This window comes from Pseudomonas sp. Pse1, assembly GCF_024519635.1.
In the GTDB taxonomy this organism is placed as follows: Bacteria; Pseudomonadota; Gammaproteobacteria; order Pseudomonadales; family Pseudomonadaceae; genus Aquipseudomonas.
In genome coordinates, this window is record NZ_JALJRO010000003.1 from 431,386 (window position 1) to 452,594 (window position 21,209).

Annotated in this window: 19 protein-coding genes; 15 read left to right on the forward strand and 4 right to left on the reverse strand. The window is 60.9% G+C overall.

What is annotated here, in order from left to right:
• Positions 1-136: 136 nt before the first annotated feature.
• Positions 137-1,138, reverse strand: a complete 1,002-nt coding sequence (gap, locus tag NR126_RS07075) for a type I glyceraldehyde-3-phosphate dehydrogenase (protein ID WP_027619857.1) — start codon at positions 1,136-1,138, stop codon at positions 137-139.
• Between the two features lie 222 nt (positions 1,139-1,360).
• On the opposite strand from gap, the gene edd reads away from it, so the two are divergent.
• The 11 genes from edd (at position 1,361) to NR126_RS07130 (ending at position 14,764) form a co-directional block, all read left to right on the forward strand.
• Positions 1,361-3,187 carry a phosphogluconate dehydratase gene (gene edd / locus NR126_RS07080; RefSeq protein WP_027619858.1) on the forward strand — a complete coding sequence of 609 codons (1,827 nt, stop codon included), beginning with the start codon at positions 1,361-1,363 and terminating at the stop codon, positions 3,185-3,187.
• Positions 3,184-4,134: a glucokinase gene (locus tag NR126_RS07085; RefSeq protein ID WP_027619859.1), complete on the forward strand. Its 951-nt coding sequence runs from the start codon at positions 3,184-3,186 to the stop codon at positions 4,132-4,134. The genes edd and NR126_RS07085 overlap by 4 nt, the downstream gene beginning before the upstream one ends.
• Positions 4,135-4,301: 167 nt before the next feature.
• On the forward strand, positions 4,302-5,033 hold the full coding sequence (locus NR126_RS07090) for a response regulator (RefSeq protein WP_027619860.1): 732 nt from the start codon (positions 4,302-4,304) through the stop codon (positions 5,031-5,033).
• A 31-nt stretch (positions 5,034-5,064) separates the two neighbouring features.
• Entirely contained in the window at positions 5,065-6,492 is a 1,428-nt protein-coding gene (locus NR126_RS07095) for an ATP-binding protein (RefSeq protein WP_372825979.1), read from the forward strand.
• 106 nt (positions 6,493-6,598) lie between these two features.
• A complete protein-coding gene (locus tag NR126_RS07100) occupies positions 6,599-7,822 on the forward strand; it encodes an AGE family epimerase/isomerase (protein WP_256829944.1) in 1,224 nt (407 codons plus the stop codon).
• A gap of 116 nt (positions 7,823-7,938) precedes the next feature.
• A complete protein-coding gene (locus NR126_RS07105) occupies positions 7,939-9,231 on the forward strand; it encodes an ABC transporter substrate-binding protein (protein WP_027619863.1) in 1,293 nt (430 codons plus the stop codon).
• 150 nt (positions 9,232-9,381) lie between these two features.
• Complete coding sequence (locus NR126_RS07110; RefSeq protein ID WP_027619864.1) at positions 9,382-10,290, forward strand: carbohydrate ABC transporter permease; 909 nt, start codon at positions 9,382-9,384, stop codon at positions 10,288-10,290.
• Positions 10,283-11,128, forward strand: a complete 846-nt coding sequence (locus tag NR126_RS07115) for a carbohydrate ABC transporter permease (protein WP_027619865.1) — start codon at positions 10,283-10,285, stop codon at positions 11,126-11,128. Before NR126_RS07110 ends, NR126_RS07115 begins: the two co-directional genes overlap by 8 nt.
• A gap of 3 nt (positions 11,129-11,131) precedes the next feature.
• Entirely contained in the window at positions 11,132-12,292 is a 1,161-nt protein-coding gene (locus NR126_RS07120) for an ABC transporter ATP-binding protein (protein ID WP_256829945.1), read from the forward strand.
• A gap of 151 nt (positions 12,293-12,443) precedes the next feature.
• The gene (locus NR126_RS07125) at positions 12,444-13,790 is read left to right on the forward strand and encodes a carbohydrate porin (RefSeq protein ID WP_256829946.1); all 1,347 of its coding nucleotides are present in this window, start codon (positions 12,444-12,446) and stop codon (positions 13,788-13,790) included.
• Positions 13,791-13,909: 119 nt separating this feature from the next.
• On the forward strand, positions 13,910-14,764 hold the full coding sequence (locus NR126_RS07130) for a D-hexose-6-phosphate mutarotase (protein WP_105753861.1): 855 nt from the start codon (positions 13,910-13,912) through the stop codon (positions 14,762-14,764).
• Between the two features lie 150 nt (positions 14,765-14,914).
• On the opposite strand, the gene NR126_RS07135 is transcribed toward NR126_RS07130, so the two are convergent.
• Positions 14,915-15,775 (reverse strand): MurR/RpiR family transcriptional regulator, encoded by an 861-nt coding sequence (locus NR126_RS07135; protein ID WP_177327272.1) that lies wholly within the window; start codon positions 15,773-15,775, stop codon positions 14,915-14,917.
• Positions 15,776-16,002: 227 nt separating this feature from the next.
• Here NR126_RS07135 and zwf point away from each other — a divergent pair, with 227 nt between their 5' ends.
• From zwf to NR126_RS07150, 3 genes are read left to right on the forward strand one after another with little or no spacing between them, the layout of a single operon-like run.
• Positions 16,003-17,472, forward strand: coding sequence for a glucose-6-phosphate dehydrogenase (zwf, locus tag NR126_RS07140; RefSeq protein WP_027619870.1), 1,470 nt, complete (start codon positions 16,003-16,005; stop codon positions 17,470-17,472).
• The gene (pgl, locus tag NR126_RS07145) at positions 17,459-18,172 is read left to right on the forward strand and encodes a 6-phosphogluconolactonase (protein ID WP_027619871.1); all 714 of its coding nucleotides are present in this window, start codon (positions 17,459-17,461) and stop codon (positions 18,170-18,172) included. The genes zwf and pgl overlap by 14 nt, the downstream gene beginning before the upstream one ends.
• A gap of 17 nt (positions 18,173-18,189) precedes the next feature.
• Positions 18,190-18,855 (forward strand): bifunctional 4-hydroxy-2-oxoglutarate aldolase/2-dehydro-3-deoxy-phosphogluconate aldolase, encoded by a 666-nt coding sequence (locus NR126_RS07150; protein WP_027619872.1) that lies wholly within the window; start codon positions 18,190-18,192, stop codon positions 18,853-18,855.
• A gap of 88 nt (positions 18,856-18,943) precedes the next feature.
• On the opposite strand, the gene NR126_RS07155 is transcribed toward NR126_RS07150, so the two are convergent.
• Together NR126_RS07155 and NR126_RS07160 are read right to left on the reverse strand one after the other, a co-directional pair.
• Positions 18,944-20,125, reverse strand: a complete 1,182-nt coding sequence (locus NR126_RS07155) for an aminotransferase class V-fold PLP-dependent enzyme (RefSeq protein ID WP_256829947.1) — start codon at positions 20,123-20,125, stop codon at positions 18,944-18,946.
• A 24-nt stretch (positions 20,126-20,149) separates the two neighbouring features.
• Entirely contained in the window at positions 20,150-20,386 is a 237-nt protein-coding gene (locus NR126_RS07160; protein WP_027619874.1) for a DUF3820 family protein, read from the reverse strand.
• Between the two features lie 204 nt (positions 20,387-20,590).
• Between NR126_RS07160 and NR126_RS07165 the strand changes: the two genes are divergently transcribed.
• Positions 20,591-21,058, forward strand: a complete 468-nt coding sequence (locus NR126_RS07165; protein ID WP_105753859.1) for a PA2169 family four-helix-bundle protein — start codon at positions 20,591-20,593, stop codon at positions 21,056-21,058.
• Positions 21,059-21,209: the final 151 nt, after the last annotated feature.

Below are 21,209 nucleotides of genomic sequence, written 5' to 3' on the forward strand. Positions count from 1 at the left end.
TGGGGTTGCAGTGATGACTGTACCGGCCTAATCGCCAGCAAGCTGGCTCCTACAGGGTCGCGGTGCATATGAAACCTGTAGGAGCTGGCTTGTCGGGCCGCCGCATCGCAGCGAAGGCGCTAGTGCAGACGCCAAATTACTCCGCGTTACACAGCGCCAGGCAGTTATCCAGCATGCGGTTGGAGAACCCCCACTCGTTGTCGTACCAGGCGAGTACTTTAAGCAACTTGCCGCTGACCTTGGTGTGATTAGCGTCGAAAATCGACGACAGCGGGTTGTGGTTGAAGTCACTGGAAACCAGCGGCAGGGTGTTGTAGCCGAGGATCTTCGAGTGCTGGCTGGCTTCCTTGAGCAGAGCATTGACCTGCTCAGCGCTGGCTTCATGCTTCAGTTGCACGGTCAGATCCACCAGCGACACATTGATCACCGGCACGCGCACGGCCATCCCGGTCAACTTGCCGGCCAGTTCCGGCAGCACCAGGCCCACCGCTTCGGCGGCGCCGGTCTTGCTCGGGATCATGTTCTGCGTGGCCGAGCGCGCGCGGTACGGGTCGGTGTGGTAGACGTCGGTCAGGTTCTGGTCGTTGGTGTAGGCGTGGATGGTGGTCATCAGGCCGCTTTCGATACCCAGTTCGCGATGCAGCACCTGGGCAACCGGCGCCAGGCAATTGGTGGTGCACGACGCGTTGGAAATGATCTGGTGCGACTGGCGCAGGATGTCGTGGTTGACCCCGTACACCACCGTGGCATCGGCGCCCTTGGCCGGTGCCGAGATGATGACTTTGCGCGCGCCGGCGCTAATATGCGCGGCGGCTTTGGCGCGGTCGGTGAACAGACCGGTGCATTCGAACACCACGTCGATTTTCTCTGCAGCCCATGGCAAGTCAGCCGGGTTGCGAATGGCGCTGACCGCGATCCGGTCACCGTTGACCGTCAAGCTTTCCTGATCGTGCTGGACGTCGGCATCGAAAGTGCCATGCACGGTGTCGTACTTGAGCAGGTGGGCGTTCATCGAGCTGTCGCCAAGATCATTGATGGCGACGATCTGCAGATCCTGACGATAGCCTTGGGTATACAGTGCGCGAAGGACGTTGCGGCCGATGCGGCCAAAACCATTGATTGCGATTCGAAGAGTCATTTGAGCAGCGCCGCCTTCGTTTTGTTGTTGGAATTACAAGATTATTCGCAAAAAAATAGAAAACAAGCCTTTTTGGTGGCAATATTTTGTTCAATCTACAACGAGTGACCTGAATCAACTGGTCCAAATGGTCAGGAATAATCGGCAAAAGCCAGCTGAGCCGCCTCTTGACCAGCATAGACACGAACAGGTCGCCACATCCGTTAGCCTGGAGTTCTACACATGCATCCCCGCGTACTTGAGGTCACCGAACGGCTTATCACCCGTAGCCGCGCTACCCGTGAGGCCTACCTTGCATTGATTCGCGGCGCCGCCAGTGATGGCCCGATGCGCGGCAAGCTGCAATGCGCCAACTTCGCCCATGGCGTGGCCGGATGCGGCGCGGACGACAAGCAGAACCTGCGGATGATGAATGCTGCCAACGTGGCAATTGTTTCGTCATATAACGACATGCTCTCGGCGCATCAGCCTTACGAGACCTACCCGGAACAAATTAAACAGGCCCTGCGCGAGATCGGTTCGGTCGGCCAGTTCGCCGGTGGCGTCCCGGCGATGTGTGATGGCGTGACCCAGGGCGAGCCGGGCATGGAGCTGGGCATTGCCAGCCGCGAAGTGATCGCGATGTCGACCGCCGTGGCGCTGTCCCACAACATGTTCGACGCGGCGATGATGCTCGGCATCTGCGACAAGATCGTGCCGGGCCTGATGATGGGCTCGCTGCGTTTTGGTCATCTGCCGACCATCTTCGTCCCGGGCGGGCCGATGGTCTCGGGGATTTCCAACAAGGAAAAAGCCGACGTGCGCCAACGTTACGCCGAAGGCAAGGCCAGCCGCGAGGAGCTGCTGGAGTCGGAGATGAAGTCGTACCACAGCCCTGGCACTTGCACCTTCTACGGCACTGCCAACACCAACCAGTTGTTGATGGAAGTCATGGGCCTGCACTTGCCGGGCGCTTCGTTTGTCAACCCGAACACACCCTTGCGCGATGCCCTGACCCGCGAAGCGGCGTACCAGATCACCCGCATGACCAAGCAAAGCGGCAACTTCATGCCGATCGGCGAAATCGTCGACGAGCGTGCGCTGGTCAACTCGATCGTTGCCCTGCACGCCACCGGCGGTTCGACCAACCACACCCTGCACATGCCGGCGATTGCCATGGCCGCCGGGATCCAACTGACCTGGCAGGACATGGCCGACCTCTCCGAAGTGGTGCCGACACTCAGCCACGTCTACCCGAACGGTAAAGCCGACATCAACCACTTCCAGGCGGCGGGCGGCATGTCGTTCCTGATTCGCGAGTTGCTCGGCGCCGGGCTGCTGCATGAAAACGTCAACACCGTGGCCGGTCACGGCCTCAGTCGCTACACCCAGGAGCCTTTCCTGGAAGACGGCAAGCTGGTCTGGCGCGAAGGCCCGACCGACAGCCTCGACGAAAATATCCTGCGTCCGGTAGCTCGGGCATTCTCGCCGGAAGGTGGCCTGCGGGTGATGGAAGGTAACCTCGGGCGCGGCGTGATGAAGGTCTCGGCGGTGGCGCCGGAGCACCAGGTGGTCGAAGCACCGGCCATGGTGTTCCAGGATCAACAAGACCTGGCCGATGCATTCCAGGCTGGCTTGCTGGAAAAAGATTTTGTCGCGGTGATGCGCTTCCAGGGCCCGCGCTCCAACGGCATGCCGGAACTGCACAAGATGACGCCGTTCCTCGGTGTGTTGCAGGACCGCGGCTTCAAAGTGGCGTTGGTCACCGACGGGCGCATGTCCGGTGCCTCGGGGAAAATCCCGGCGGCGATCCACGTCAGCCCGGAAGCTTTTGTCGGCGGTGCTTTGGCCCGCGTGCAAGAGGGCGATATGATCCGCGTCGATGGCGTCGAAGGCACCTTGCAGGTGCTGGTGGATGCCGATGAATTTGCCGCGCGTACCCCCGCCACCGGCCTGCTGGACAACGGCATTGGCTGCGGACGTGAACTGTTCGGCTTCATGCGCATGGCTTTCAGCTCGGCAGAGCAGGGCGCCAGCGCCTTTACCTCTGCCCTGGAGACACTTAAGTGAAGCTAGCGCTGGTCGGTGACATTGGTGGGACCAATGCACGTTTTGCGTTGTGGAAAGACCAGCAATTGGCCTCGGTCGAGGTGCTGGCAACCGCCGACTTCGCCTGCCCGGAAGACGCCATTGGCGTCTACTTGAAGGGCCTCGGCCTGGCGCCGGGGGCGATCGGCTCGGTGTGCCTGTCGGTCGCGGGCCCGGTGAGTGGTGATGAATTCAAGTTCACCAATAATCACTGGCGCCTGAGTCGCCAAGCGTTCTGCCAGACCCTGCAGGTCGAGCAATTGTTGCTGGTCAACGACTTTTCGGCGATGGCCCTCGGCATGACTCGCCTGCAGCCGGGCGAGTTTCGCGTGGTCTGCGAGGGCACGCCACAGCCGTTGCGTCCGGCGGTAGTGATCGGTCCCGGCACAGGGCTGGGCGTTGGCACCCTGCTCGATTGCGGCGAGGGTCGTTGGGCGGCGTTACCGGGTGAAGGTGGGCATGTCGACTTGCCGTTGAGCAGCCCGCGAGAAACCCAGTTGTGGCAGCAAATCCATAGCGAGATCGGTCACGTCAGCGCCGAAACTGCCCTCAGTGGCGGTGGCTTGCCTCGGGTCTATCGGGCGATCTGCGCGGTGGACGGGCATGAACCCGTGCTCAATACCCCGCAGGAAATCACCGCTGCCGGCCTGGCGGGTGATCCGATTGCCCTCGAAGTGCTGGAACAGTTCTGCTGCTGGCTGGGCCGTGTCGCCGGCAACAACGTGCTGACCACCGGCGCGCGCGGCGGTGTGTACATCGTCGGTGGAGTGATCCCGCGGTTTGCCGATTTCTTCCTGGAAAGCGGTTTTGCTCGTTGCTTTGCCGACAAGGGCTGCATGAGCGAGTATTTCAAAGGCATTCCGGTGTGGCTGGTGACAGCGCCGTATTCCGGCCTGATGGGGGCTGGGGTGGCGTTGGAGCAATCCTGAGGCTACGGCGCCTGCATCGCTGGCAAGCCGCAAGCGGGCGCCAGATCCCACAAAATTGCACCGTCTGTAGGAGCTGGCTTGCCAGCGAACAGGAGATTTCGCACAACCAGGGTCCACACCCAATCGGCCATAATCCGCCTCCAATTCCAACAACAAGGACGCCGCCCGTGAGCTCAGTCAACAAATCGATTTTGTTGGTCGATGACGACCAGGAAATCCGCGAGTTGCTGGAAACCTACCTGAGCCGCGCCGGCTTCCAGGTGCGTACCACGCCCGATGGCGCCGGCTTTCGCCAGGCACTGAACGAGGCGCCGAGCGATCTGGTGATCCTCGATGTGATGCTGCCCGACGAAGACGGCTTCAGTTTGTGCCGTTGGGTGCGCCAGCATCCACGCCAGGCGCATGTGCCGATCATCATGCTCACCGCCAGCTCCGACGAAGCCGACCGGGTGATTGGCCTGGAACTGGGCGCCGACGATTACCTCGGCAAACCCTTCAGCCCTCGTGAACTGCAGGCGCGAATCAAGGCTCTGTTGCGTCGTGCGCAGTTCGGCCAGGAGCGCTCCGGTGGAGAAGTGCTGGCCTTCGATGAGTGGCGGCTGGACATGGTCAGCCATCGGCTGTTTCACACCGACGGCGAAGAAGTGATTCTTTCCGGCGCCGATTTTGCCCTGCTGAAACTGTTCCTCGATCACCCGCAGCAAATCCTCGACCGCGACACCATCGGCAACGCCACCCGCGGTCGCGAATTGATGCCCCTTGATCGGATCGTCGACATGGCCGTCAGCCGCTTGCGCCAGCGTTTGCGCGACACCGAAAAACCGGCGCGACTGATCCGTACCGTACGCGGCAGCGGCTATCAACTGGCGGCCAATGTGGTTGCCGGCAATGGCCACTGAGGTGCTGCGCCGCCTGCTGCGTCGAGTGCCCGTGCCGCGTTCGCTGCTTGGGCGGATGCTGCTGCTCACTCTGCTGGCGGTGCTGTTTGCCCAAGCGTTGTCGAGCGTGATCTGGGTCTCGCAACTGCGTGCCACGCAACTGGAGGGCCTGGTCACCGCTGCGCGCAGCCTGGCTCACTCGATGACCGCCAGCGTCAGTTACTTTCGCTCATTGCCGGTGGCCTATCGTCCGCTGGTTCTCGACCAGTTGCGCAGCATGGGCGGTACTCGCTTCGTGGTGACCCTCAACGACAAACCGCTGGACATGCAACTGCTGCCGCCGACCCCGCGCAAGCAGGCGGTACTGGCGGCGGTGGATGAAGTGCTGCGCAAATCCCTGGGAGCGGACACTGATATCTCCGTGCAATTCGTCAGCCCGGATGACCTGCGGATTTTCAATGGTGGGCTGAAGCTCGATGAATTGCCGCGCTCCTGGGCGCACTACGCCCTGACCCTGGAACCGGTCAACCCGCCGGTGCTGGTGACCCAGATCAAGCTGGCCCAGGGCGAGTGGCTATACATCGCCTCGCTGCTGCCGGAGCCCTACACCAGCCTCGAAGAGCAGGGCCTGCCGGCGCAACAGGTGTGGTTCATCCTGCTCACCAGCGGCTTCCTGCTGTTGTTCATTGGCGTGTTGGTGCATTGGCAAAGCCGGCCGCTCAAGCGCCTGGCGCGGGCTGCGCGTGACATGTCGCTGGGAGCTGATGTGCGGCCGGTGGCCGAGGGGGGTGGTAGCGAAGTGGTTGAAGTAGGGCGTGCGTTTAACGCCATGCGCGAACGGATCAGCCGCTACCTGACCGAGCGCAGCCAGCTGTTCAGCGCCATTTCCCATGACCTGCGCACCCCCATCACCCGCCTGCGCCTGCGGGTCGAACTGCTGGAAGATGAGCAACTGCAATACAAGTTCGGCCGCGACCTGGATGAGTTGGAACTGTTGGTCAAGGGCGCCCTGCAATGCGTCAAGGACACCGATATCCACGAGAACATCGAACCGGTGGATCTCAATCTGGTGCTCGATTGCCTGGTCGAGCCCTACCTGGCGCCCAACGGCAATGGCCGGGTGACTCAACTGGGGCGTGCGCTGGCGCCTTATCCGGGGAAACCGCTGGCGCTCAAGCGCTGCATCGGCAACCTGATCGACAACGCCCTCAAATATGGGCAGAACGCCCATCTGCATATCGAAGACGACGATGGGGCCTTCACCCTGCACGTCGATGACGAAGGTCCCGGTGTTCCCGAGCAACGCCTGGAGCAAGTGTTCGAGCCGCATTTCCGTTTGGCTGGACAGCAGCAGGGTTATGGCCTGGGGCTCGGTATAGCGCGCAACATCGCCCACAGCCATGGCGGCGAGGTCAGCCTGCAGAACCTGCGCGAAGGCGGGTTGCGGGTGACGTTGCAGTTGCCGCGCTCAGTGGATTGATACTGATTGTCACCAGTCGGTGACATAACCCACCGCCTTCGTTACCTGCGCGTCCTGACCCCTTGTTTAGACTCCGTTGCAGTCATAACAACAAGAAAGGTACGCCATGAATCCCGTTCCCGCCCATCACCAATGGCTGGCCGATGAGGGCCTGCGCCTGCTGACGTTTGCCAAGGCCTCACGCCTGCCCGCAGGCTTTGGCAACCTCGATCAGAAGGGCCGGCTCCCTGCCGATGCCACGGCCCAGACCATGAACACCGCACGCATGACCCACAGCTTCGCCCTGGCCCACATCCAGGGTTTGCCGGGATTTGCCCATCTGGTGGATCACGGTATCGATGCGCTCATGGGACCGCTGCGCGACGCCGATTTCGGTGGCTGGTTCGCCTCGCCCGACGCGGGTGACAGCGACAAGGCCGCCTACTTGCACGCCTTTGTCGCGCTGGCGGCGAGTTCTGCGGTCGTCGCCCGGCGGCCAGGCGCTCAGGCCTTGCTCAGCGAGGCAATTGACATCATCGACAGGTATTTCTGGAGCGAGGAGGAGGGCGCGTTGCGCGAGTCCTTCAACCGCGACTGGAGCGTCGAAGAAGCCTATCGCGGTGCCAACAGCAACATGCACGCCACCGAAGCCTTTCTCGCCTTGGCCGACGTCACTGGCGACAGTCGTTGGCTTGAGCGTGCGCTGCGGATTGTCGAGCGAGTGATTCACCAGCATGGCGCGGCCAATGAGCACCTGGTTATCGAACATTTCGATCGGCACTGGCGACCGCTGCGTGACTACAACCAGGCCAACCCGGCCGACGGTTTTCGCCCGTTCGGCACGACGCCGGGTCATGGTTTCGAGTGGGCGCGGCTGTTGCTGCACCTGGAAGCCGCGCGGATTCGGGCCGGTCTGGTCACCCCCGACTGGCTACTCAGCGATGCCCGACAGCTATTTGCCAATAACTGCCGGTACGCCTGGCAAGTCGATGGCGCGCCGGGCCTGGTCTACACCCTCGACTGGCAGCAGCGTCCACTGGTGCGCCAGCGCCTGCATTGGGTGCACTGCGAGGCCAGTGCCGCGGCCAGCGCCTTGCTGCAGCGCACCGGGGAAGGTGAATACGCCACCTGGTATCGGCGTTTATGGGACTACAGCGAGCGTCACCTGATCGACCGCGTCGACGGCAGCTGGCACCACGAACTCGATGTGCATAACCGCCCGAGCAGCCAGATCTGGGGCGGCAAGCCAGACCTGTATCACGCCTGGCAGGCCGTGCTGATCCCACGTTTGCCGTTGGCACCGAGCCTCGCCACGGCATTGGCCCAAGGCTCTGACTCAAGGGTTGTGTAACCATGTGGTGACATTTCCCCGTCGCTTCGTTACCTGCGCCACGGATCAGCCTGTTTAAACTCGTTTGCAGCGCAAGCACCAGACTTGCATGCATAACAACAAGAAAGGTACTTCAGATGAATGCGATTTCTCGCCTCGCCACTGTCATTTCTCTCGCCTCACTGTTCCCCCTCAACGCCCTGGCCGCTGACCCGAAAGGTTCCGTGGAAGTCGTGCATTGGTGGACCTCCGGCGGTGAAAAAGCAGCGGTGGATGTGCTCAAGGCACAGGTCGAAAAAGACGGCTTTACCTGGAAGGACGGCGCTGTTGCCGGTGGTGGCGGTGCAACGGCCATGACCGTGCTCAAGAGCCGTGCGGTAGCCGGTAACCCACCTGGCGTGGCGCAGATCAAAGGCCCGGACATTCAGGAATGGGGTAGCACTGGCCTGCTCAGCACCGACGCCCTGAAAGACGTGGCCAAGGCGGAAAACTGGGATGGCCTGCTGTCGAAAAAGGTCTCCGACACCGTGAAGTTCGAAGGTGACTATGTCGCCGTGCCGGTGAACATTCACCGGGTCAACTGGCTGTGGATCAACCCCGAAGTATTCAAGAAGGCCGGGATCGACAAGGCCCCGACTACCCTCGAAGAATTTTACGCCGCCGCCGACAAGCTCAAGGCCGCCGGCTTTATCCCCCTGGCCCACGGTGGCCAGCCATGGCAGGACAGCACCGTGTTTGAAGACGTGGTGCTGTCGGTGATGGGCGCCGACGGCTACAAGAAAGCCCTGGTCGACCTCGATCAGAAAACCCTCTCCGGCCCGGAGATGGTCAAGTCGTTCACCGAGCTGAAAAAACTCACCGGCTACATGGACCCCAATCGTGCCGGGCGTGACTGGAACATCGCCGCCGCTGACGTGATCAACGGCAAGGCCGGCATGCAGATGATGGGTGACTGGGCGAAGAGTGAGTGGACCGCCGCGCACAAAGTCGCTGGCAAGGACTACCAGTGCGTGCCATTCCCCGGCACTGAAAAAGCCTTCACCTACAACATCGACTCGCTGGCGGTGTTCAAGTTGAAAGCGGATCGCAAAGGCGATATCGCGGCCCAGCAGGACCTGGCCAAGGTCGCCTTGGGCAAGGACTTCCAGAAAGTCTTCAGCATGAACAAGGGGTCGATCCCGGTGCGCACCGACATGCTCAACGAGATGGATGCACTGGGCTTCGACGCTTGCGCCCAGGCCTCGGCCAAGGACTTCCTGGCCGATGACAAGTCCGGCGGCCTGCAGCCAAGCATGGCGCACAACATGGCCACTTCGCTGGCCGTGCAGGGCGCGATCTTTGACGTCGTGACCAACTTCATGAATGACAAGGATGCCGACCCGGCCAAGGCCAGCGCGCAACTGGCGTCGGCGGTCAAAGCGGCCCAGTAATCCCTGACACCGAGCCCCCCCCCCCCTGTAGGAGCGAGCCTGCTCGCGATAGCCGACTGACATTCAATGTAAATGTCGACTGATACACCGCTATCGCGAGCAGGCTCGCTCCTACAGGTGACTCTTCAATTTTTACCCTGGATTATCCCGATGAGCTCTGTGGCGGTTCTCAGCAAAGCCTCACCGTTCGACGCACTGCAACGCTGGCTGCCGAAACTGGTTTTGGCGCCGAGCATGCTGATCGTTCTGGTTGGCTTCTACGGTTACATCATCTGGACATTCGTCCTGTCCTTCACCAACTCCAGCTTCATGCCGAGCTACAAGTGGGTCGGCCTGCAGCAATACATGCGCCTGATGGACAATGATCGCTGGTGGGTCGCGAGCAAGAACCTCGCGCTCTTTGGCGGCATGTTCATCGGCATCAGCCTGCTGCTCGGCGTATTCCTCGCGGTGCTGCTGGACCAGCGCATTCGCAAGGAAGGCTTCATCCGCACCATCTATCTGTACCCGATGGCGCTGTCGATGATCGTCACCGGTACCGCCTGGAAATGGCTGCTCAATCCCGGCCTGGGCCTGGACAAGATGCTGCGCGACTGGGGCTGGGAAGGCTTTCGCCTGGATTGGCTGGTGGATCAGGATCGCGTGGTCTATTGCCTGGTGATCGCCGCCGTGTGGCAAGCCTCGGGGTTTGTCATGGCGATGTTCCTGGCCGGCCTGCGTGGCGTCGATCAATCGATCATCCGTGCTGCCCAGGTCGACGGTGCGAGCCTGCCGACCATCTACCTGAAGATCGTCCTGCCGAGCCTGCGCCCGGTGTTCTTCAGCGCCTTCATGATCCTCGCGCACATCGCGATCAAGAGCTTCGACCTGGTGGCGGCGATGACCGCCGGTGGCCCAGGCTACTCCTCCGACCTGCCGGCGATGTTCATGTATTCGTTCACCTTCAGCCGTGGCCAGATGGGCATCGGTTCGGCCAGCGCAATGATGATGCTCGGCGCGATCCTGGCGATTCTGGTGCCGTACCTGTACTCCGAATTGCGGGGCAAGCGTCATGAGTAACTCGCTGGCAAAACCAACCCTGAACTTCAGTCGCATTGCCATCTATGCCACGTTGCTGCTGGCTGCGGCGGTGTATCTGGTGCCGCTGGTGGTGATGCTTCTGACCAGCTTCAAGTCGCCGGAAGATATCCGCACCGGCAACCTCCTGAGTTGGCCCACCGTGATCGACGGCATCGGCTGGATCAAGGCATGGGACGTGGTCGGCGGCTACTTCTGGAACTCGGTGAAAATCACCGTGCCAGCGGTGCTGATCTCGACCCTGATCGGCGCCATGAACGGTTACGTACTGTCGATGTGGCGCTTCCGTGGTTCGCAGCTGTTTTTCGGCCTGCTGTTGTTCGGCTGCTTCCTGCCGTTCCAGACCGTGCTGCTGCCAGCCTCGTTCACCATCGGCAAACTCGGCCTGGCCAACACCACCACCGGGCTGGTGCTGGTGCACATCGTCTACGGTCTGGCGTTCACCACGCTGTTCTTCCGCAACTACTACGTGAGCATCCCCGATGCCCTGGTCAAGGCGGCACGCCTGGACGGCGCGGGCTTCTTCACCATCTTCGGCAAGATCCTGCTGCCGATGTCGATTCCGATCGTGATGGTCTGCCTGATCTGGCAATTCACCCAGATCTGGAACGACTTCCTGTTTGGCGTGGTGTTCGCCAGTGGCGATGCGCAACCGATCACCGTGGCCCTGAACAACCTGGTCAACACCAGCACCGGGGCCAAGGAATACAACGTTGATATGGCCGCCGCGATGATCGCCGGGCTGCCGACACTGCTGGTCTACATATTCGCTGGCAAGTATTTCCTGCGTGGGCTCACGGCCGGCGCGGTCAAGGGGTGAAACATGGCAACTCTCGAATTACGTAACGTCAACAAAACCTACGGCGCCGGCTTGCCGGACACCCTGAAAAACATCGAGCTGAAGATCGACGACGGTGAGTTCCTGATCCTGGTCGGCCCGTCCGGGTGCGGCAAATCGACCCTGATGAACTGCATCGCCGGTCTCGAGAACATCAGTGGCGGGGCGATCCTGGTGGACGACGCCGACATCAGCGGCATGAGCCCCAAGGATCGTGACATCGCCATGGTGTTCCAGTCCTATGCGCTGTACCCGACCATGAGCGTGCGCGAGAACATTGCCTTCGGCTTGAAGATCCGCAAGATGCCCGCCGCCGAGATCGATGCGGAAGTGGCGCGGGTGTCCAAGCTGCTGCAGATCGAACACCTGCTCAGCCGCAAGCCGGGCCAGTTGTCCGGTGGCCAGCAGCAACGCGTGGCGATGGGCCGGGCACTGGCGCGGCGGCCGAAGATTTATCTGTTCGACGAGCCGCTGTCCAACCTCGACGCCAAGCTGCGGGTCGAGATGCGCACCGAAATGAAGCTGATGCACCAACGCCTGAAGACCACCACTGTCTACGTAACCCACGACCAGATCGAGGCCATGACCCTTGGTGACAAAGTCGCGGTGATGAAGGACGGGATCATCCAGCAGTTCGGTACGCCGAAACAGATCTACAACGACCCGGCCAACCTGTTCGTGGCGAGCTTCATCGGTTCGCCGCCGATGAACTTCATCCCCCTGCGTCTGCAGCGCAAGGACGGTCGTCTGCTGGCGCTACTGGACAGTGGTCAGGCGCGTTGCGAGCTGCCGCTGGGCATGCAGGACGCCGGCCTGGAAGACCGCGAAGTGATCCTCGGCATGCGTCCGGAGCAGATCGTCCTGGCCAGCGCCGAAGCCAATGGCCTGCCGAGCATCCGTGCCGAAGTCCAGGTCACTGAACCGACCGGTCCGGACACCCTGGTGTTCGTCAACTTGAACGACACCAAAGTCTGCTGCCGCCTTGCGCCAGACGTTGCACCGCAGGTGGGCGAGACCCTGAACCTGCAGTTCGATCCGGCCAAGGTGCTGCTGTTCGATGCCAAGACGGGGGAGCGATTGGGCGTTGCCGGCGTGTCACAAACCGAAATCCGAGCCGCCAACGTCACCCAATTCAAAGGCCGCTGAAAATCTTCAACAACTGTAGGAGCGAGCCTGCTCGCGATGGTGTGTCAGTCGACATCAATGCAGCTGACACACCTTCGCGAGCAAGCCGCAAGCGTGCGCTCGTTCCTACAAGGGGCTACGCAATCCAATAACAATAAACGAGGAAGTAGGGATGAAATCGAAGAACAACGCCCGTTTGATCTGCCAGGTCACCGCCGCCGCAGCCCTGGTGCTCGCCGGCAATGCGATGGCCGATGACGCCTTCAGCGCCGACTCGAAGTGGATGACCGGCGACTGGGGCGGCGAGCGCACCAAGCTGATCGAGCAGGGCATCGACATCAAGATGGACTATGTCGGTGAAGTCGGTGGCAACCTGCATGGCGGATACAACGGCGACAAGACCGCGCGTTATGCCGACCAGTTCGGCCTGGGCGCGGCGCTGGACCTGGAGAAGCTGTTTGGGTGGGACAACACCCAGGCCAAAATCCAGCTGACCAACCGTAACGGCGAAAACATCTCCAACGACCGTATCGGCGACCCGCGCGCCGGGACCCTCAGCTCGTCTCAGGAAGTCTACGGTCGCGGCCATATGGTCCGCCTGACCCAGTTGTGGATCCAGCATCAGTTCCTCGACAACACCCTGGACGTCAAGGCCGGTTACTTCGGCGAAGGCGAAGACTTCAACACCTTCCCCTGCGAGTTCCAGAACCTGGCGTTCTGCGGCTCCCAGGTGGGTAACTGGGCGACCAACATCTGGTACAACTGGCCGGTCAGCCAGGCGGCCATTCGCGTGAAGTACAACATCACGCCGGAGTTCTATGCGCAGATCGGCGCGTACAACCAGAACCCGTCCCAGCTCGAGCACGGCAACGGCTTCAAACTGAGCGGCAGTGGCACTGCAGGCACGGTGTTGCCGGTGGAGTTGGTCTGGTCGCCGAAGGTCAACAACCTGCCAGGCGAATACCGCGTCGGTTACTACAAGAGCACCGCTGATGCCAACGACGTGCGCGAAGACGACAACGGCCAGGATGCCGCGACCACCGGCGACGGCTACCGCGTACACAACAGCAAGCACGGCTACTGGTTCGTTGCCCAGCAGCAACTCACCAGCCACAACGGCGATGCCTCGCGCGGCTTGAACGTCGCGGCCAACGCGACCTTCCACGACAAGGACACCAACGTCGTGGACAACTACCAGTCGTTGATGTTCGTCTACAAAGGCCCGTTCGATGCGCGTCCAAAGGATGACATTGGCATCGGTTTCGCGCGGATCCACGTCAACGATGATGTGAAGAAAAACGCCGAACTGACCAATGACGCCAACGGTGTCAGCAACTACAACGACCCGTTGTTCGCGCCGCTGCGCAGCACCGAGTACAACTACGAGCTGAACTACGGCATCCACGTCACCAACTGGCTGACCGTGCGCCCCAACCTGCAATACATCACTCATCCAGGTGGTGTGGATGAAGTCGACAACGCGCTGGTCGCTGGTCTGAAAATTCAGTCGGTGTTCTGACGCGGTTGCGATAAGCTCCTCTCAATGTGCGCATTTTTTGCGGACGGCCGTGGCTGTCCGCTTTTTTTTGTGCCGGACATGAGCTCGCAACGACAACAATGAATTCGGGACCTTGGCACATGCCAGAGCATCCGCTGCAACGTTTCTTCAAATCCATGCGCGAGCGCCCGGTGTTCGCCTGGGAGCGCTATCAGAAGCGCGACGTGCTGGTGATCGACCATCCGCTGTGCCAAGCGGTGTTCAGCCGCCAGGGCGCGCAGCTGCTGCATTTTCAGCCGGCGGGGCACAAGCCTTGGCTGTGGTGCGCGGCCAAGTGGCCGCAGGTTGGCGCCATTCGCGGTGGCGTGCCGGTGTGCTGGCCGTGGTACGGCCGTCACCCCAGCGAAAATGCCTGGCCGTCCCATGGCTGGGCGCGGCTGCTCGACTGGAAACTGATCAACAGCCATAGCGACGATGAGGGTGTGCGCCTGCACTGGCAGTTGCAGCTGTGCGACTGGCAGGTGGACCTGCATGCCCATCTGGGCGAGCGCATGGACCTGCGCCTGAGCACCGAGCACCAGGACAGCCTGCCGTGCCAGTTGAGCCATGCTTTGCACGCTTACTGGCGTATTGGTGATGTCGGTGAGGTAGCGCTGTCTGGGCTCGAAGGCGCTCAGGGTTACGACCAGCTCAAGCGCGAAAATTGCCAGCAAGAGGGCGAGTTGCGCGTTGATGGCGGTTGCCAGCGGGTGTTCCAGCATGACGGCGAATTACAGCTCAAGGACCATGCCTGGGATCGGGCGTTGTACATCGATACCGGCGATACGGCTGACACAGTGGTCTGGCATCCCGGCTCACGGCCGCTGCTGGGGGTGAGCTGGAATGAGGTGTCGGAATTCGTCTGTGTCGAAGCGGCGAGTGGCGGCACCGACAGTCTGTGCCTGAAGCCTGGAGAGCGGGCGCATTTGAGTTTGCAGGCGCGGGTGGGGGGGTAGTTCAGGGATTTGTTGGGTGGCTGCCGGCTTCATCGCGGGCAAGCCCGCTCCCACAGGGGATTTGCGTTGAACACAAAATAATGTGGGAGCGAGCCTGTCGAGTCGTCGCACCGTCGCGAAGGGGCCGGACCAGTCAGCCCAAAGCCTGGATTAATTGAACTCATCCCCCACCGGATACCGGCTGGCATTCAGGCTTTCCTTGATCTTGCGCAGGTGCGGCTGGAAGTCGACACCGCGACGCAAGGTCATGCCGGTGGCGAGCACGTCGAGCACAGTCAACTGAATGATCCGCGAGGTCATCGGCATGTAGATGTCGGTGTCTTCCGGCAGCGGGATGTTCAGGCTCAGGGTACTGGCCTTGGCCAGTGGCGAGTTCTCGGCGGTCAGGCCGAGCACCGAGGCGCCGTTCTCCCGGGCGATCCGCGCCACTTCCACCAGTTCGCGAGTACGGCCGGTGTAGGAAATGATCACGAACAACTCCCCGGTATGGGCCACCGAGGCAATCATTCGTTGCATCAGCACGTCGGCATGGGCCGTGACGGCCAAGTTGAAACGGAAGAACTTGTGCTGGGCATCCAAAGCCACCGGGGCTGAGGCGCCGAGGCCGAAGAAGTGGATCTGCCGGGCCTGGATCAACAAGTCCACGGCACGGCTGATCAGGTTCGGGTCCAGGGCCTGGCAGGCGCTGTCCAGGGATGCAATGGCGCTGCCAAAGATTTTCTGGGTGTAGGCCTGCGGATTGTCATCGGCCTCCACCGCGCGACTGACGTAGGCGGCACCGCTGGCCAGGCTCTGGGCCAGTTGCAGTTTGAGTTCCGGGTAGCCGCTGACACCGAACGAGCGGCAGAAACGGTTGACCGTCGGTTCGCTGACCGATGCGGCCTGGGCGAGGGCGGCGATACTGAAGCGGGTGGCCTGCTGTGGGTTGAGCAGGATCACTTCGGCGACCTTGCGTTCGGCCTTGTTCAGGTCCTCAAGGCGATTCTGGATCTGTTCCAGTAAATTTCGCACGCGGTCCATATAAATTTCCTTGGTTCAGCGTTGCAAATAGGGGCTTGGCTAGGCCAATTGAGACTTTGAGTGGTCCCATAACGGTGGCCTATCCTACTGATGGCTCCGACTGACCACCACTCGGAATCTGTATTTTGGAAAAATGTTGTGGTTATTACTACATTTTTCCTTGAGCGATGCCTTGAAAAAAGGTATTTGTAGCTTAACTTGATAAAAGAACAAACATCATGCCCTCGATTACGGTTGAACCGTGCACTTTTTCCCTGTTCGGCGCCCTTGGCGATCTGGCGTTGCGCAAGCTGTTTCCTGCCTTGTACCAACTGGATGGCGCCGATCTGCTGCATGAAGACACGCGTATTATCGCACTGGCCCGTGAGCCGGGCAGCGCCGAGGATCATCTGGCGTTCATCGCCCGTGAACTGCGGCGCTTTGTCGAACCCAAGGATATCGATGAGGGGGTGGTCGAGCGGTTTCTGGCGCGCCTGACGTACCTGCACGTCGACTTCCTCAAGGCTGACGATTACCTGGCCCTGGCTGAACTGGCCGGGACCACGCAGCGCATGATTGCCTACTTCGCCACACCGGCAGCGGTGTACGGCGCGATCTGCGAGAACCTCGCGCAGGTTGGCCTGGCCGAGAACACTCGGGTGGTGCTGGAAAAGCCCATTGGTTCGGACCTGGAATCCTCGCGCAAGGTCAACGACGCCGTGGCGCGTTTCTTCCCGGAGAACCGCACCTATCGCATCGACCACTACCTGGGCAAGGAGACGGTGCAGAACCTGATCGCCCTGCGTTTCGCCAACAGCCTGTTCGAGACCCAGTGGAACCAGAATTACATTTCCCATGTGGAAATTACTGTCGCCGAAAAAGTCGGGATCGAAGGGCGCTGGGGCTATTTCGACAAGGCCGGGCAGCTTCGCGACATGATCCAGAACCACCTGTTGCAGCTGCTCTGCCTGATCGCCATGGACCCGCCTGCGGACCTCTCGGCTGACAGCATCCGCGACGAAAAGGTCAAGGTGCTCAAGGCCCTGGCGCCGATCAGTCCGGAAGGCCTGACCACCCAAGTGGTACGCGGCCAGTACATCGCCGGCTACAGCGCTGGCAAGCCGGTTCCGGGTTATCTGGAAGAAGAAAACTCCAACACCCAGAGTGACACCGAAACTTTCGTCGCCCTGCGCGCCGATATTCGCAACTGGCGCTGGGCTGGCGTGCCGTTTTACCTGCGTACCGGCAAACGCATGCCGGACAAGCTGTCGCAGATCGTCATCCATTTCAAGGAACCGTCGCACTACATCTTTGCCCCCGAGCAGCGCTTGCAGATCAGCAACAAACTGATCATCCGCCTGCAGCCGGACGAAGGTATTTCCTTGCGCGTGATGACCAAGGAGCAGGGCCTGGACAAGGGCATGCAACTGCGCAGCGGACCGCTGCAACTGAATTTCTCCGACACCTATCGCAGCGCACGGATTCCCGATGCCTATGAGCGGCTGTTGCTGGAAGTGATGCACGGCAATCAGAACCTGTTTGTCCGTAAAGATGAAATCGAAGCCGCGTGGAAGTGGTGCGACCAGTTGATCGCCGGCTGGAAAAAATCCGGTGATGCGCCCAAGCCGTACGCGGCCGGGTCCTGGGGGCCGATGAGCTCCATTGCACTGATCACGCGGGATGGGAGGTCGTGGTATGGCGATATCTGAATTGCAGCTGCCGCAAGGCGTCAGCGCACATGCGTACAAAAGCCCGGTGCTGTTGGCTGAAGGACTGGCCCTGGCCGTTGCCAAACAACTGAGCGACGCTATCGATACCCAGGGCAGTGCGACCCTGGTGGTATCCGGCGGACGCAGCCCGGTGGCGTTTTTCCAGCATCTGGCCAAGCAGAAGCTGGAGTGGTCGAAGGTGGTGGTCAGCCTGGCTGACGAACGCTGGGTCCCGGTCGAGCACGCCGACAGCAACGCCGGCCTGCTCAAGCGCTACCTGTTGCAGGGGCCTGCGGCCAGTGCGCAGTTCCTCAGCCTGTACAGCGCCAGCGCCAACCTCGAACAGGCCGCTGAACAGGCTGACCGCCTGCTGGCGGAACTGCCGAGGATTGATGTGCTGATTCTCGGCATGGGCGACGACGGCCATACCGCGTCGCTATTCCCCAACAGCCCGAACCTCGCGCAAGCCTTGCAGGCCGATGGCAGCCGCCGTTGCTGGCCGATGCTGGCGCCAACCGTACCGCATCAGCGCCTGACCATGAGTCGCGCGTTGCTGGCTTCGGCACGGTACACCGCATTGTCGATTTCCGGTCAGTCCAAGCTGACCACCCTGAAGGCTGCACTGTCCGGTGACGATGTCGCCGCCATGCCGATTCGTGCATTTCTGCAACCCACGTTAGAGATTTACTGGTGCCCATGAGCCAAGGATCAGCCGCTATGAAAAACCCATCCCCGACCGTTTCCATGGCGGACAAAGTTGCCCTGATTGACAGCCTTTGCGCCAAGGCGCGGATTCTGCCGGTGATTACCATTGCCCGCGAGCAGGACGTTCTGCCGCTGGCGGATGCCCTGGCTGCCGGTGGCCTGACGGCGCTGGAAGTGACCCTGCGTTCGGAGCACGGCCTCAAGGCGATCCAGATCCTGCGCGAGCAGCGCCCGGAGTTGATGACCGGTGCCGGTACGGTGCTTGATCGCACCACCCTGGCAGCCGCCGAAGCTGCCGGTTCGCAATTTATCGTGACGCCGGGTATCACCCGTGAGCTGCTGGAGGCCAGCGTTGCCAGCCCGATCCCACTGTTGCCAGGTATCAGCAACGCTTCCGGGATCATGGAGGGTTATGCCCTGGGCTATCGCCGCTTCAAGTTGTTCCCGGCCGAAGTCAGTGGCGGCGTGGCGGCGATCAAGGCGCTGGGCGGCCCGTTCGGCGAAGTGAAATTCTGCCCGACTGGCGGCGTCGGCCCGGCCAACATCAAGAGCTATATGGCGTTGAAAAACGTGATGTGCGTCGGTGGTAGCTGGATGCTCGATCCGGAGTGGATCAAGAACGGCGACTGGGCGCGTATCCAGGAGTGCACCGCCGAGGCGCTGGCACTGCTCGACTGATTGCTTCACCAGACACTTCGTTGTGTGTTCTACGGCTTTTCGGCGCACTTGGTCGGTGCGCCTTTTTTTTGCCTGAAGAAAAGTCCGCTCAGCTCAGTTCGATCAACGCCTGTGCCACGCGCTGCATGTCCTGTGCAGTGCTGGTCAGCCCCGGAGTAATCCGAATGCACGGACCACAGGCCGCGCCACTGCGGGTCACGGTGAACAGGTTGTAGTCGCTGAGCAGGCGATCGACCATGGTCTGCTGATTGGCATGCCGGGTGAAGCGCATGGAGGTGATTGCGCAGTACAGGCGCGGATCGTCCGGGGTCGTGACCTCAATACCTGGCACATTGCGCACGGCGCTGACCCAAAGGTTGCGCAAGTAGTTGAGACGCGCGCCCTTGGCTGCCGCTCCGCCCATTGCCCAATGTTCTTCCAGCACCAGCGGCAAGGTCAGCAGGGCCGGGATGTTCTGGGTGCTGTAGGGCGTGCGCGAGCGGATGTCGGTGACCGGGAAGTGGAACTCGCCCATGTCCGGATCAATCTCGGCCAGGCGTTGGGGGGCAATGTAGATAAAGCCCAGGGTCAGCGGCGCGCCGATCCATTTGTGCAGGTTATAGCCGGCAAACACAATGCCCAGGTCTTGCAGGTTGAATTCGATCTGGCCCAAGGCGTGGGCGCCATCCAGGATCACCTCGACCCCGTACTCGCGAGCCAGCGCGGCAATTGCCTGGACCGGCATCACCAAACCGGTGCGGTGGGTGACGTGAGTCAGCGCCATCAGTTTGAGACGCGGGTGCTGTTCGAAGGCGGCGCGATAACTCGCCAGCAGGCTGTCGAAGCTGGCGGGATGGTCGTGCTGGATTTCGATCACTTCGACGCCACGGTGCTGGCCCAACCAGCGCATGGCGCCCTTGACCGTGTCGTAGTCCAGATCACACAGCAGCACCTGATCGCCCGGCTGCAGGCCGTTGTAGTTGCGAATCAGCGATTGCAGGCCGTCCGACGCACAGCGAGTGAAGGCGACAGCCTCGGCAGGCACCTTCAGCAGATCGGCCAATTGCTCGCGGATCCTGACGCTGTCGATCTGCTCGAAGCGCTGGCGCACGTACACCGAGTTGCTGCGGTTGATCAACTCGATGTTGCGTTGGTATTCGTCGATGACCGTGCGCGACATGCGCCCGAAGTAACCGTTTTCCAGATTGATCGGGCCGGGCTGGACATCGTAGCGGTCAGCAAAGGTTTGCCAGAAAGCTTCATCACGGGCACGTAGGGTGTTGTCGGGCATGGGTGATTCGCTCTTGGGCAACGTTCAGTGGCGGGGCTTGGGCTTGCCGTGTTTGGCCCGTAGCGGGTCCAGCAAGTCGGACAAGCCGTTGTGGTCGATTTCCTGCATCAGTGCCAGTAAACCGCCCAGCTCACCGTGAGGAAAACCCTCGCGGGCGAACCAGTTCAGGTAGGGGCCGGGCAGGTCGGCGATGATCCGGCCCTTGTATTTGCCAAAGGGCATTTCGCGGGTGACCAGCAGTTCGAGCTTCTCGGGATTCATCGAGGGGTCTTCTTTAATCTGACCCTATGGAAAATACAGGCATTCTGCATGCAGGCCAATTGACAGATCATGCAAATAACGAGGATACAGTTTTCGCAATCAAATATAACTGTTTGAAATTAAAGGAAAAATAGACGATTAGAAAGCTGGCACACGAGCTGCAATGTTCTCTCCACGTTCCCACAACCTGGAAGGAATTAAAAAATGACCGACATGAATAAAGAAGCCATCTCCGTCCTCAACGACCTGATCGAAACCAGCAAGGACGGCCAGGAAGGGTTCAAGACCTGTGCTGAAGATATCAAGCATCCAGAACTCAAGGCGCTGTTCGTCAAGCGCTCGGCCGACTGTGCCACCGCCGCTGCCGAACTGCAAAGCGCCGTGCGCCAACTGGGCGGTGATCCGGAAACCTCCACCAGCGTCAGCGGTGATCTGCACCGCCGCTGGGTCGACCTCAAGTCGATGATCACTGGCAAAGACGAAGAGGCGGTGCTCAACGAAGCCGAGCGTGGTGAAGACCATGCGCTGAAGGCCTATCGTGAAGCCATCGAGAAAATCAACAAACATAATCTGATGGGCATTCGTGATCTGGTTGAGCGCCAGTACCACGGTGTGCAACGCAATCACGACCAGGTCAAAGCCTTGCGCAATCAGGCGCGTGCCCGCTCGTAAGGGTCAAAAGCCTGTCAAAAACGCCAGCTTGCCTGGCGTTTTTTTGTTCTTTGCGGAAACTACGGTTGTTTCGGACTTTTTGGTTTCTATGAGTGGGAGGTGGTTGGTACGGATAGTTTGGTCACGGGGTTGCTACAGGGCTATATCAGAC